Raw genomic sequence first — 13,632 nt, forward strand, 5'->3', positions numbered from 1 at the left:
CACCCAGGCGGCTATTTTGCGGTGCTTTGCGAATTGCGCAGCGCCTGCAGGGTCAGCAGCTCCTTGCGTTGTTCAGCCCACATGGCTTGTGCGGTTTGCCGCACAGCCGGGGTGTGGGCCTCGCGGGCTGCATAGGCCAGCATGGGCAGTGCACTCTCATGGTGTGCAATCATGAGGCTCACAAACAGTCGTTCGGCTTCTTCGCCTTGGGCTGTGGTCAGTTGGTTCAGTTGGCTCACTGTGGCCAAACCTTCCATGCCGCCATCGGTGGCTTTGCAGCGGCTGATGTACAAGGCTTCATCGGCCGTGGCGTTGTGGTTCATCCAGTCCATATTGATTGTCCGGGGTAGGGGCTCAGCCTGCCACAACATCAACCAGGCCTTGAACATGCCAGTCTCGCTGCGTTGGGTCTGTTCAATTTGTCGGGCCAGGTTTTTCAGCACGCCGGTGGATTTTCCCGCCATGATTTGAGCCATGGTGATGGCCTGGTCGTGGTGGATGGTCATGTGCTGCAGAAACGGAATGTCGGTGACTTCAAGCGCCTGCTGCTGCAGGCTCAACTGGTGAGCCTGCCAAATCTGAATGGACACTGGAACCGACAGCACGGAAACACCGAGCGCCAACAACCAGGGTTTTAAACGGGATTGCATGGTGGTCTGCGGAAGTGATTACTCCGCGAAAGGATACACCCCCGGTGCAAATTGCAACACCATGAACCCATTGTCCTGACAGGTCACCCACAGTTGGTCGTTCACAAATCGCGGTGGTGAGCTGCACCAGTCGGTGCTGAGGTCGCTTTGAAGGCTGACTTTGGTCGGTATGCCAATGCCAAGGTTTTGGGCGTCGCTGACAGAAGGGCCAATGCCTGCGCGGCTGACTGCGTGTTCCCACCCCTTGAGAATGGCTGCATTGTTTGCTTGGGCAGGTGGGTTGTAATAGGCAATTTCACGGGGTTTGGTGATGTCACGAATATCGAATACCCGCACGCCGGACTGAAAGTATCCGCAGGCCATGGCTTGCGGATCTGTGGTTCGGTCCACCGTGCAGTAATGGGCTTCGTAACCAAACAAGCCATTGTTGCCGAGGTCTGCACGCCGTTTGTCGGCATGTTCTGGCTGCTGAATGGCCAACCGCATTTTGCTCACGATAAAGGGTTTGGTTTCATCGGCGATGTTCAGAATGCGGGCGGCGCCAGTGCCAAATTCATCCACCACGACCAGGTGCGGCACACCGCGAATGCTCACAGGGATGGTGTGTTGGGAAATATTGCCGTCCTGCCAAAACAGGCTGCCCACTGGTTTGACGATGGGAATGGGTTTGCGGTCCTGCACGTCGCTCACATCGAGAATCATCACGCCGGCGGGGTTTGCACTGGTGAGGTACATGCGTCGCCCATCGGCGCTGAATGAAAACCCATGGTTGGGCAGCAAGCTATTGCCAATAAACACAGGTTTGGGCTGCGCTGGGTTTCGAATGTCGATGGCAGTGATGCTGCCCCCAGCCGAACTCGTGGCCCAGTAAGTGTTGCCATCGGGGCTGAATTCGCCTTCATGGCCCAGCAGGTTGGCGGGCAGGGTGATTTTGCCGGTCAAACCGTTGAGTAATCTCGGCTGGGCACAGTCGCCGGAAATGTCATACAAGTCAAAAAAGGCCACATCTTCGATGGGGCCTGCTGCCACGCCACCCAATAAGCCCCGTTTTTCATTCACCTTGAGGCTTTCCCAGGTGCTCTGCACAAAAGCGATGCTGTCCAGGCTCTTTACATAGCGGGGTGAGGATGGGTTTTGAACATCAATCACCTGCACGCCCGGCAGTTTCTTCGTGAGCAAGCCGGAAAATGAGGTGGCCATGTAGGCACAGTGGCCGGTGGACGGGTTGACCCAGGTGCTGCCTTCACCCTGAAATTGCCCAATGCGGGTCAGGTTGCACCAATAACCAGACTGGCTTCGTCCGCTGTTCCGGTCGGTGATGGGCACTCGTCCTTGAATGTCAGTCTCGGGTTGGCCGCCCGGGGCGCACTGGGCCACCGGCGCAACACTGGGAAATTCACTGGCAGCAAAGCCAATGCGCGCAGCGGTGGTCAGTGCCGTGGCCGTGTCGGAATTGCACCCTTGCAGGGAAAACAGGGCCAACAGGCCGGTGGCCAGAAGCGGGTAGGGGCGATGCATGGTGGTGTCAACAGGTGGATGGTTACACCCATTGATACCGCCGTTGTTTGCATCTGGATGTGGTGTTAAATCTTGTCCACGGCTGGGTCTGCACGCTCGATGATTTGCCGCACAGCCGAGCCTGTGGGCAAGGTGCCATAGTTGTGTTGGTCCACACTGGCCAGTCGGCTGCTGCAGAATGCGTCACTCACCGAAGCGGGTGCATGGCGAACCAGCAATGCGGCTTCAAAGGCCACTGCCATTTGGTCCACCAAATGGCGGGCCATGAATTGCAGGTCGTGGGGTGTGGCCTTGCTCAGGCCCATGAGTTGAGCCTGAAGGCTGTTCAATGTTGTGTCCAGAATGCTGTTGCCGCCCCGGGCCAGGTTCAATTCCTGCACAAAGGCCATGAGGACGGCGGGGTCCTTGCCTACAGCGCGCAGCACATCCAGGCACTGCACGTTGCCGCTGCCTTCCCAAATCGGGTTGATGACCGATTCCCTGAACAGGCGAGGGTAGATCGAGTTTTCCATCACACCGCTGCCACCAATGCATTCCATGATTTCATAGGCATGCTGGGGCGCGCGTTTGCAAATCCAGTATTTGCCCACTGCCGTGGCCAGTCGGGCCAGTTTGGCTTCGTGTTCGTCGCTGTCCTTGTGGTCCAGCGCCCGTGCCATGCGCATGGAAAATGCCATCGCACCTTCATATTCCAGGGCCAGGTCGGCCAGCACGTTTTGCATCAGGGGCTGATCCAACAACTTGGCACCAAAGGCTGCACGGTGCCGAGTGTGGTGAATGGCGTTGGCCAATCCGGCACGCATCAAGCCGGCCGATGCGCCCATGCAGTCAAACCGGGTCAAGCTGACCATTTCAATGATGGTTGGCACACCGCGACCTTCCTCACCGACCAACCAGCCTTGCGCACCGCGAAACTCCACTTCGCTGGAGGCGTTGGACTTGTTGCCCATCTTGTCCTTCAGTCGAATGACGTTGAGGGCGTTTTTGGTGCCATCCGGAAGCCAGCGGGGCACGGCAAAGCAGGACACACCCGCACCAGTCTGGGCGAGAATCAGGAATACATCGCACATGGGAGCCGACAAAAACCATTTGTGCCCCACCAGGCTGTACAACTTGCCCGGGCCAGCTTCACCCACCGGGCTTGCCTGTGTTGAGTTGGCACGAACATCCGATCCGCCCTGTTTTTCAGTCATGCCCATGCCCACCGTGATGGCGGCCTTGTGGTCAATCGGCAGGTTGCGTGGGTCGTAACCCCGCGCCAGTATTTTGTGTTCAAACAGCGCGGCCACCTCAGGCTGCGTGCGGATGCTGGGAATGGACGCAAAGGTCATGGTGACCGGGCAACCATGACCTGCCTCCACCTGGCTTTGCATGAATGCTTTGGCGCCACGCACCACATGGGCACCGTGCTTGGGGTCGGTCCAAGGTTGGCTGTGCAGGCCGTTTTCCAGGGCTGTTTTCATCAGGGTGTGGTACGCCGCATGGTAGCGCACGAGGTCAACCCGGTTGCCGAAGCGATCATGGGTGTCCAGCTCAGGGGTGTATTTATTGGCCAGGTGACCAAGCTCCAAGTAGTCGGGTTGACCGCACAGCGCGCCAAATTGGCGAATTTCTTCGATGCCCCATGCTCCGCCTTCCCGTTGCACCCCGTCGACCAGCGCAGCATCGGTGCTAAACAGGTTGTAACTGTGCAGCTCACTGGCCACGTTGGTGACCTGGTGGGTTTCACCAAGGGCAGGTGTGTTCAGCAGTTCTTTGGCGGTTTTCATGGCGATGACCTTGGCTTTAAAAGAATGGAGTTCAGCACGGTGCTTGCATTATTAGTTACATTAAATAACAAATCAAGCAATTAAATGTAATTTAAAGTGGGTGAGTGACGAAACCAATGGGCTTCATGTATAAAAGTTGAACATCCATACCAAGGAGTGTTCATGGCCGACACCCACCGTGTTGAGATCGACTTGAATGTGCTGATGCGTTTGGTGAGCGAAGTGGCTGCTGAAGATCCACTGGATTATGCCGACTTGCCTGTGGATGAGGCCACCTTGCGCCAGGCGTGTTGTCAGGGTGCGCTCAACATTTTGCAACATGCCGCCAGTTTTAGCGCGGAAGACCTGATTTATGTGCTGCTGAGCGCCATGGCCAAACTGATTGAAGAAAACGTGCTGCTGCAGGCACAAAACCTGGAGCGCGGTGCACAGGTTCGGGGCGAATTGGTTGCCCAAATTCTGGAGCGGGCCAAACGGGGCCGTTAAACAGTGCCTAGGGCAGGGTTGCGAGGCGGATGAACGACTGGCGGGCGGCGTCTTCCAGTTGCGTACGGGTGAGCCCTGTGCCGTGCTTGCCCACCAGTTGCGTGGCCAATCCATGAATTTGCGCCACGATGATGGCCGACCTTCGCTTGCATTCATGGGCTGACAGCGCTGGCTCAATGCCGTAAATCAACCGAAAAATTTCTTTTTGTTCACGTGCAAACACCGTTTCCATGAGCTGCGCTGCAAACGGCAAGCGGTTGGCCAAGGCATACATTTCGGTCAGGATGCCGTAGGTTTCCGGGCGACGGGTTTCTATCAGCACCATGTCGATGATCACCATGAACCGTTCAAGCTGGCTCTGCTGGCTTAAGGTGTTCATCAGGTCGGCCACCACCGCCTGGTAATGGTCCATCACATAGGTGAGAACAGCCTGCACCAACACCTCTTTGTTGTTGAAGTAGTGTTGGACGGTGCTTAGCGACACGCCCACTTCATGCGCCACCGCCCGCATGGTCAAGCCTGCGTAGCCCTCGGTGGCCAGCAGTTGCCGCGCAGCGTCCAGAATGGCCTGCACGCGCAGCATGCCTTTGTCGGTGGTGGCGCTGTGTTTGTTCGCGGCCAGGTCGCCGATTGACGCTGAGGTGGAGCTGATCATGAAAGGGCAGGGCTGCTGAATGTTGGGCATGGTGTTCGATGGCGGCATTCTCTCACACTTGAATTGGCTTGCAAGCCACGGGTATGGGGCGAGGGATCATTGACAAATAGGTCGATCGACCTATAATCGCTGAAGCATTCAAACAATCGTTTGATTTATTACTTTTCCCACGGACTTGACGCACCATGAAATACCCCACGCCCAGCTGGATGAATTCCGACCTTGAACTTTACCGCGCCAATGTGCGCCGCTTTGTGGAGGCTGAAATTGTGCCTCACCAGAAACGCTGGGCAGAGCAGCAGCATGTGGACCGCAACACCTGGTTGAAGGCGGGTGAACTGGGCCTGCTGCTGGCGGATATTCCCGACGAGTACGGTGGCAGTGGTGGTGATTTTTCGCACATGGCCGTGTTGTTTGAGGAGCTGGCCTATGGTGGTGACCGTGCGTTTGGTGTGCATGTGCATGCGATTGCAGCCCACTACATTTTGAACCACGGCACCGAAGAGCAAAAACAGAAGTACCTGCCCAAGATGGCCACCGGGGAAATGATTGGTGCGATTGCCATGTCCGAGCCAGGCGCTGGGTCTGACCTGCAAGGCATACGCACCACCGCGGTCAAGGATGGCAACGATTACGTCGTGAATGGCTCCAAGATTTTTATCTCCAACGGCTACATGGCTGACCTGATTGTTCTGGTCACCAAAACCGACCCCAATGCAGGTGCCAAGGGCGTGACCCTGTTGATACTCGAAACCCGCAATGCACCGGGCTTCAAGGTGGGCCGCATTCTGGAAAAGCTGGGTCAAAAAGGGCAGGACACTTGCGAACTGTTTTTTGACAATGTGCGCATTCCCCAAAGCCATGTGCTGGGTGCCGAAGGCCTGGGCTTTATGCAACTGATGACCGAGCTGCCCTACGAGCGCCTGATGCTGGGTGTGGGCGCCTTGGCGATTGTGGAAAAAGCGCTGGACATGACCATTGAGTACACCAAAGAGCGCAAGGCCTTTGGCAAAACCGTGTTCGATTTCCAAAACACCCGCTTCAAGCTGGCGGAATTGAAAGCCCAGGCCACCGTGGCCCGCGCGTTCATTGACGATTGCGTTCACAAACTGATCGCCGGCAAACTGGACACGACCACAGCGTCGATTGCCAAGCTGCACCTGAGTGAACTGGAATGCAAGACGATCGACGAGTGCCTGCAATTCTTCGGTGGTTACGGCTACATGCTTGAATACCCCATTGCCCAAATGTACGCCGATGCCCGAGTGCAGCGCATTTACGGGGGAACCAGCGAGATCATGAAAGAGATCATCGCGCGTTCGTTGTAATGCCTTGAAACCGAATTGGGGTTTACCGATGTATGAATGACATCGGTAACTTTACACAGGGTAAGTTCATGAACCCCAATTCGGCCATCGCCACCATCCAAACCCCCAATGCACTGCCCACCGTTAACCGGGCAGGTACCTTGCTGACCGACGCCACTGAACTGCAGTGGGGCGATCAGATCAGCAACACCTCATCAGCGCCGATGGAAATCAAGATTCCAGCCCGGGCCTCTGGCCAAGGTGCAACCCTGCTGGTGTTGCAACCAGGGGCTGCAGCTCGCCTGGAGCAACTAATTAGTGAACTGGCCGACGGTGCTTCTAGAACCAAGGTGGTGGCACTGTCCCAAGGTGTTGAGCTGTTTGATATCGACGACGATGTGGCATCCGCTGTCTTGGAGCAAGGCGACGGCGACGGCATGGCTGGTCTGGTTGGTGCGGGTTTGTTGGCTGGGGGCCTCGGTGGCGGAGCGCTCGCAGCGTTGGGTGCTGGTGCTGCTGGCGTATTTCTGCTGTCTGATAACAACAATGATGGCACTGGCTCCTCTGCTTCTGGTGGTGCAGGTGGAGTGGCTGGCGCCTTGGACAGCGTGGGCAGTGGTTTGGATCAGACCCCATTGGCGCCCGTGTCTCAAGTGACCGATGCCGTATCCGGTGGTTTGACCACCGTGGGCGGCGCCTTGGGCGGTGCCTCGGGCTCCGACCCCACCGGTTTGACCGATGTACTGACGGGGGTTGTGGGAGACCCCAGCAGCGGCGACGGCTCATCGGCCACCGGCTTGGTGGGCGCCGTGAATTCCGTATCGACCGGCTTGGATTCAGGTGCAGCCGACACTCCATTGGCACCGGTTGTGGACCCGTTGACCGAAACCCTGGGCAGCAATTCGGGTACGGTGGATGGAGTGGCGCAAGGCTTGTCCGATGTAGGCAATGTGTTGGCCAGTGATAGCAGTCCGTTGGCACCCGTCACAGCCGATTTGTTGGCACCGATTGTAGGCACCAATCCCGACTCAGGCACGGCAAACGGCTTGCCCGGGACACTGAACGAGGTCAGCGAAGGTTTGACCGACCTGACCGCCGCTGATTCAGCATTGGCCCCATTGGACCCCGCCACCAGTGGTGTGGGCGGCGCGGTGGATACCCTGGCGAGCGGTGTGGAAACCGTGGGGAATGCCGTGACAGACGCCTCATCACAGGACCCCACTGGCACCATTGCTCTGGTGGGGGATGTGTTGGGTGGTGACACCGCCAGCACGTCGACCGGTGGTGACACTGCGCTGCCAGGGCTGGATACTTTGCCCACCTCATCACTGCCGATTTCAACAGATGCAGGTTTGACCACGGTTCTAGACCCCGTGACCAGCGCCTTGCCTATCTGACGATTGCTGCACTGACAACAAAAAACCCGCCATGAGGCGGGTTTTTTGTTGCCAGTTATTGACCAAAAGCCGATTTCAACATCAGCAAGGCCACCAAAACGCACAACACGCCAAAGAGACGGCGCATCAATTCAGCCGGTAACCGTGCTGCCAGACCGCGCCCACCCACCATGCCCAGCAAGGCGGCCAATGAAAATGCAGCCGCCAACCGACTGTCCATGCCGGTGGCATGCAGGCCGTTGAAGGCACCAAACCACGACACAATCGCAATCACCCCCAGTGCGGTGGCGGTGATGGACTTCATGGACAAATTGGTGAAGCGTTGCAGGGCTGGCACCAACACAAACCCGCCACCGACACCCAGCAGGCCTGACAGCAGCCCTGTCAGTGCGCCGGCCAGAGCCAGTGCACGCGCGCAGGGCAAGGTCCAGATGAATTTGCCCGATGTGTCGTCACGCACACAGGGAAACATGGCTTTGCCCAGATCGCTGACCTCTACAGGCACGTCCGTTTTGAGTTGGCTGCCGAATGAGTTTCGGGCAATCCACAGCAGCAGCAATGCAAACAGGCCGTTGAGCCAGTGGGTGTCCAAGCGGTGGGCGAGCCACAAGCCGACGGGGGATAACAACAGGCCAATTCCACCCATGAGCGCAGCGGCTTTGTAGCGCAGGTCGCCTTGGCGGTGGGCCAACACCGCACCCAGGGTGGCCGCCATGGCCACGGCCAGCAGGGCAATTGGGGCTGCTTGTTGAACGGTTTGATGCAGGCCAAACACCAGCAAAGGCACGGCAAGCACGCCGCCGCCTGCACCGGTCAAGGCAAGAATAAGTCCAACAAGCAGGCCCAAAGCGGCAGCAACCATCAACATGGTGTTTCTCAAGCAGTGATTTCAATCAATATATAAAAATATATAACATTAGTCAATCATATTTAAAAGTGGCAAGTTTCACATGGGCTTCGTCTTTGCACCAGAATCGTCAGGAATTCCGGTGAATGGCAGGCGAAAACGGTATGCTTAGCCCATTCTTCACTGCCACATGCACCATGCTACTGAATCACGACAACAGCCAACTGGTGTTGGTTGATTATCAAACCCGATTAATGCCTGCGATTGCTGACCATGCGCAGGTTTTAAAAAACGCATTGATATTGGCTTCGATGGCCAAAAAAATGCATGTACCTGTTTTTGCAACGGAACATGTTCCCGAGAAAATCGGACCATTTTCTCCAGAATTGACCCCATTTTGTAAGGGAACTTTGCGAAAAACCCATTTCAGCGCTTGCCCTGAGGGTTTAATCGACCTCTTGACTCCAAAGGCAAGCACATCGGGCAATGCACGCAGTTTGCCCAAACATCTTCAGAAAAATAATCAGCCAGAACCACGAACAAGTATTGTGATTGCTGGTGTTGAGGCCCATGTGTGCTTGCTGCAAACCGCGCTGGACCTGTTGGACAATGAGCTGGAGGTCTGGGTGGTGACCGATGCCTGTGGGTCCAGAAGCGACAAAAACCGTGACGCTGCTTTTGACCGGCTGGCGGGCAATGGCGCTGAGTTGGTGACCACTGAAATGGTGGTGTTTGAATGGCTTGAATCCGCAGATAATGAACAATTTAAATATGCGCTTGATTTGATTAAGTGATGGATTTGAATAAATGGTGATGTAATATTGCATTGCTTAATTTTAATCCAAATAATACGGAACTTAATCTCCATGAAAAAAATCAATTTGTCAGCCATGAGTGCCGCTGAACTTCAGCAGTTGAAATCCGACATCGACAACGAGTTGAATAATCGCAGCGCTAAACTGCAAGCCATTGAAGAAGTCAAACAAATTGCCGCTTCCAAAGGTTTGAAGCTGGAAGAACTGTTGGCCGAACTCGGCATGGGCAAATTGGCTGTTAAAGGCAAACGGGAGTTGGGTCCAGCGCCCATTCGTTTCCGCCATCCCCAAAACCCCAGCTTGACCTGGTCGGGCCGTGGCAAGCGCCCAACGTGGATGCGCGATGCTTTGGCTGCAGGTGTGTCGGAAGCGTCGATGAAGGTGTAAGCCAGCGTTTGTTGGCAGACTGAACGCCGTTTCACACTGTTGGTGTGGGCGGCGTTTTGTTTTTGTATCGGATTGATTTGTGGCCATGCGCAGCTACCTCACCCTTCGCGACGGTCCATTGGTATTTCCCTCGCTGAGCCGCACGATCGCAGAGGTCGCCCCTCCAAACAGCGAGTCGGGATCGACCTCTGGGCCAGCCTAGCGGCTGCGCCCACCGCGCCTGTTTGGCACCTCATTGGTCAACTGCGGGGCCAATGGCCCTGACTGTCGCTGCAGGGGAGGTGACCTGCGCAGGCCGCGTGCACTGAGCCGCTACGCCCCCAGCAATCCCGGTTCGACATGCGCGGGGCAACCTTTGCCTTCGGGGGGCGTTCGGCACGGGCATCCGGTGTTGCTGAGGGGGGTTAAAACCCACGGGCTACCGGTCTTGCGAAGGGGCAATAAACCGGCAAAGGCTACTGAACAATCACCCCAATCCTTTCTTCAAATCCGCAATCAAGTCCCCGGTATCCTCAAGACCAATCGCCAAGCGAATCAAGCCCTGCTTGATACCCGCGGCCTCTCGCGCCTCAGGGCTCAAACGCCCATGGGTGGTTGTAGCCGGGTGGGTGATGGTGGTGCGTGTGTCGCCCAGGTTGGCGGTAATCGACATGGTTTTGCTGTGGTCGATCACATTCCACGCCTTCGCGCGGGCATCGTCTTCGTTGTGGCCTTTAACCTCAAAGCTCACAATGGCACCGCCGCTTTTTTGCTGCTTCATGGCCAAAGCGTGTTGTGGGTGGCTGGCCAAGCCGGGGTAATACACCCGGTCAACAGCCGGGTGGGCTTCCAGCCAGGTTGCAATCTCCAAAGCGCTCTCAGATTGCGCTTTCATCCGGATGTTCAAGGTCTCCAAACCTTTCAGCAATACCCAGGCGTTGAAGGCTGACAAGGTGGGCCCCGCCGTGCGCAGCACCGGCAGAATTTTGTCTTTCAACAATTGCTTGGGGCCGCAAATGGCACCACCCAACACACGCCCTTGGCCGTCCAGGTATTTGGTGGCCGAGTGAATGATGAGGTCTGCACCAAAATCCATCGGCTTTTGCAGGGCAGGTGAGCAGAAGCAGTTGTCTACCATGTTCAAAACGCCGTGCTTGTGGGCCAGGTCGCTCAGGGCCTGAATGTTGATCACCTCGGTCAAAGGGTTTGACGGTGTTTCCACATAAAACAGCTTGGTGTTGGGGCGAATGGCTTTTTCCCAGGCTTCGAGGCTGACGCCATCCACAAAGGTGGTTTCAATGCCAAAGCGGGACAAAATGTTTACAAACAACTGCACCGTGGCGCCAAACAAGGCCTTTGAGGCGATGATGTGGTCGCCCGCATTCAGCAGGCCCATGCAGGCGGTGGTGATGGCGGCCATCCCGCTGGCAGTGGCCAAGCAGTACTCGGTGTTTTCCAACACGGCCAGGCGCTGTTCAAACATTTGCACGCTGGGGTTGGTGAAGCGGGCATACACGTTGCCTTCTTCGGTGCCAGCAAAACGCGCAGCGGCTTGTGCCGCCGAGTCGAACACAAAGCTGGAGGTCAGGAACATGGCCTCGGAGTGTTCACCAAACGGGGTGCGCTGGCTACCCGCGCGGATGGCCTGTGTCGCGGTGGCCCAATCAGGGTGGTCTTTCTCGCTCATGACTGCAATTCTCTCAAACCGTTGGCAATGCGCTCTTTCACTGTGGATTGACCCATCAACACCATCACCTTGTCAATAGACGGCGTTTGGGTAATGCCCGTTAGCATGAGGCGCAATGGCATGGCCAGTTTTGGCATTTTCAGGTTGTGGGTTTTGATGGTGTTTTTCACCAAACCACTCAGGCTTTCCACTGTCCATTCCGCACCGTCCAAGCCAGTCAGAAAATCCGTCAAGCCAGCCATCACGGCATCGTCCACCATGCCTTTCAGTTCATCCACATTCAAGGCGGGTTGTTTGTAAAACAGGGCTGCTTCATCGCGCAGCTGGACGAGGGTCGAGGCTCGCTCAACCACCACGTCCAGCACGGCGTTCAAGTCTGGCCCTTGCTTGCAATCCAAACCAATCGCCGCCAGTCGCTTCTGGGTTTCGGAAGCCAGCAATTCACGGGGCGCTTGTTTCATGTAGTGGGCATTCACCCACGCCAGTTTTTCAGGGTCAAATTGGGCGGCCGATTTCGACAAGCTGGTTGAGTCAAACCATTCCACCAATTGATCACGGCTGAAAATTTCATCATCACCGTGGCTCCAGCCCAGTCGAGCCAGGTAGTTGATCATCGCCTCGGGCAGGAAGCCCATCTCGTGGTACTGAATCACGCTGACCGCACCATGCCGCTTGGAGAGCTTTTCACCATCGGGACCCAAAATCATGGGGATGTGACCATACACGGGCTGCGTACCGCCAAGGGCTCGCAAAATATTGATTTGGCGGGGTGTGTTGTTGATGTGGTCATCCCCGCGAATCACATGGGTGATCTCCATTTCCCAGTCGTCCACCACCACGCAGAAGTTGTACGTGGGGGTACCGTCGGCCCTGGCAATAATCAGGTCATCCAGTTCTTCGTTGTTGATCGAAATGGGGCCTTTCACCAGGTCATCCCATTGCACAGCGCCGCTTTGCGGGTTTTTAAACCGCACCACCGGGTTTACACCGGCGGGCACCGCTGGCAAGGTTTTGCCGGGCTCTGGTCGCCAAGTGCCGTCATAACGAATGCGCAGCCCTTTTTCACGCTGCTGTTCGCGCATTTGGTTCAGTTCCTCGGTGCTACAGTAACAAAGGTAGGCATCGCCCTGTTCCAACAGCTTTGAAATCATGGCCTTGTAGCGGTCCATGCGTTGCATCTGGAAGAAGGGGCCTTCGTCGTAATCGAGGTTCAGCCAGTGCATGCCATCCATGATGGCTTGCACCGCTTCCGGGGTGGAACGTTCCACGTCGGTGTCTTCAATGCGAAGAATGAACTGACCTTGGTGGTGGCGGGCAAATGCCCAGCTGTACAAGGCCGTTCGTGCACCGCCAAGGTGCAGGTAACCGGTGGGGCTGGGTGCGAAACGGGTACGCACTGTTCGGATTTGGCTGTTGTAGGACATTCGAATCGTGACTTTTTATCAAAGAGCTTTTATCATCAGTTCAAGTAATTTCTCAAGTTCGGCAATGAAAACCCTGGACAGACGTTCATTCCTCAAATCTGTGAGCACACTGGCCATGGTCGGTGTGGCAGAAACACTGATCAACACCGACGTGTTGGCCGCTGCAAAAGAGCTGGCACCACCACCCGATCTGTTCGATCCTTCGTTGGTGGACATGGATTTTTGGGTCCAACCCCGAAGCGTGGATATGATTCGTCCGCAGTCCGGCGACCGTGTCAAACTGACGTACTGGAAAGACGGACATATTAACCCAAACGCCTACGAAGAACTTTGCTTCTTGCTGCGGGACGTACAGGCTGATCAGGTGTATCGCATGGACACGCGTCTCATTGACACCTTGTGGGCCGCCCAAGCCTTTGTTCGTCGCTATGGTTTTTCTGCGCCAGTGGAAATCACCTCGGGTTATCGCAGTGCCAAAACCAACCGCCGCTTGATAGAGGCTGGTTTGCCCGCTGCCCGAAACTCCTTGCACATGCGCGGCCAGGCGGCCGACTTCCGCATGCCCGGTTTGCACCCCAGTGTGGTGGGTGAGCTGGTTCAGGGTTTTAAAGCAGGCGGCGTCGGTTTTTACTTCCGGGTGGGTGCAAAAGGCGGCTGGATTCATGCCGACACTGGCCCAGAGCGTGAATGGCGTGGTTAAATAAACCCACG

General features: G+C 56.3%; 13 protein-coding genes. 6 read left to right on the plus strand and 7 right to left on the minus strand.

What is annotated here, in order from left to right:
- Positions 1 to 11 precede the first annotated feature (11 nt).
- From VGE55_RS06635 to VGE55_RS06645, 3 genes are all read right to left on the minus strand, one after another.
- Positions 12 to 650: a DUF305 domain-containing protein gene (locus tag VGE55_RS06635; protein WP_331130928.1), complete on the minus strand. Its 639-nt coding sequence runs from the start codon at positions 648 to 650 to the stop codon at positions 12 to 14.
- Between the two features lie 18 nt (positions 651 to 668).
- Entirely contained in the window at positions 669 to 2,168 is a 1,500-nt protein-coding gene (locus VGE55_RS06640) for a hypothetical protein (RefSeq protein ID WP_331130929.1), read from the minus strand.
- A gap of 65 nt (positions 2,169 to 2,233) precedes the next feature.
- A complete protein-coding gene (locus tag VGE55_RS06645; protein WP_331130930.1) occupies positions 2,234 to 3,937 on the minus strand; it encodes an acyl-CoA dehydrogenase family protein in 1,704 nt (567 codons plus the stop codon).
- Between the two features lie 162 nt (positions 3,938 to 4,099).
- Here VGE55_RS06645 and VGE55_RS06650 point away from each other — a divergent pair, with 162 nt between their 5' ends.
- Positions 4,100 to 4,423, plus strand: coding sequence for a hypothetical protein (locus VGE55_RS06650; protein WP_331130931.1), 324 nt, complete (start codon positions 4,100 to 4,102; stop codon positions 4,421 to 4,423).
- A 7-nt stretch (positions 4,424 to 4,430) separates the two neighbouring features.
- Here the strand turns inward: VGE55_RS06650 and VGE55_RS06655 are convergent, their stop codons facing one another.
- Positions 4,431 to 5,078: a helix-turn-helix domain-containing protein gene (locus VGE55_RS06655; protein WP_331130932.1), complete on the minus strand. Its 648-nt coding sequence runs from the start codon at positions 5,076 to 5,078 to the stop codon at positions 4,431 to 4,433.
- A gap of 185 nt (positions 5,079 to 5,263) precedes the next feature.
- Between VGE55_RS06655 and VGE55_RS06660 the strand changes: the two genes are divergently transcribed.
- A complete protein-coding gene (locus tag VGE55_RS06660; RefSeq protein WP_331130933.1) occupies positions 5,264 to 6,406 on the plus strand; it encodes an acyl-CoA dehydrogenase family protein in 1,143 nt (380 codons plus the stop codon).
- A gap of 68 nt (positions 6,407 to 6,474) precedes the next feature.
- On the plus strand, positions 6,475 to 7,782 hold the full coding sequence (locus VGE55_RS06665) for a hypothetical protein (protein ID WP_331130934.1): 1,308 nt from the start codon (positions 6,475 to 6,477) through the stop codon (positions 7,780 to 7,782).
- A 55-nt stretch (positions 7,783 to 7,837) separates the two neighbouring features.
- Here VGE55_RS06665 and VGE55_RS06670 read toward each other — a convergent pair whose 3' ends face one another.
- A complete protein-coding gene (locus VGE55_RS06670) occupies positions 7,838 to 8,650 on the minus strand; it encodes a sulfite exporter TauE/SafE family protein (RefSeq protein WP_331130935.1) in 813 nt (270 codons plus the stop codon).
- 176 nt (positions 8,651 to 8,826) lie between these two features.
- On the opposite strand from VGE55_RS06670, the gene VGE55_RS06675 reads away from it, so the two are divergent.
- Positions 8,827 to 9,423 (plus strand): isochorismatase family protein, encoded by a 597-nt coding sequence (locus tag VGE55_RS06675; RefSeq protein WP_331131632.1) that lies wholly within the window; start codon positions 8,827 to 8,829, stop codon positions 9,421 to 9,423.
- Between the two features lie 72 nt (positions 9,424 to 9,495).
- A complete protein-coding gene (locus VGE55_RS06680; RefSeq protein ID WP_331130936.1) occupies positions 9,496 to 9,831 on the plus strand; it encodes an H-NS histone family protein in 336 nt (111 codons plus the stop codon).
- A gap of 466 nt (positions 9,832 to 10,297) precedes the next feature.
- Here VGE55_RS06680 and VGE55_RS06685 read toward each other — a convergent pair whose 3' ends face one another.
- Both VGE55_RS06685 and gltX read right to left on the minus strand, forming a co-directional pair.
- Positions 10,298 to 11,497 carry an O-succinylhomoserine sulfhydrylase gene (locus VGE55_RS06685; protein WP_331130937.1) on the minus strand — a complete coding sequence of 400 codons (1,200 nt, stop codon included), beginning with the start codon at positions 11,495 to 11,497 and terminating at the stop codon, positions 10,298 to 10,300.
- Positions 11,494 to 12,921, minus strand: a complete 1,428-nt coding sequence (gltX, locus tag VGE55_RS06690; protein WP_331130938.1) for a glutamate--tRNA ligase — start codon at positions 12,919 to 12,921, stop codon at positions 11,494 to 11,496. The genes VGE55_RS06685 and gltX overlap by 4 nt, the downstream gene beginning before the upstream one ends.
- A gap of 64 nt (positions 12,922 to 12,985) precedes the next feature.
- On the opposite strand from gltX, the gene VGE55_RS06695 reads away from it, so the two are divergent.
- Positions 12,986 to 13,621 (plus strand): YcbK family protein, encoded by a 636-nt coding sequence (locus VGE55_RS06695; RefSeq protein WP_331130939.1) that lies wholly within the window; start codon positions 12,986 to 12,988, stop codon positions 13,619 to 13,621.
- Positions 13,622 to 13,632: the final 11 nt, after the last annotated feature.

Origin of the sequence: Limnobacter sp. (assembly GCF_036405155.1) — a bacterium.
Lineage (GTDB): Bacteria > Pseudomonadota > Gammaproteobacteria > Burkholderiales > Burkholderiaceae_B > Limnobacter.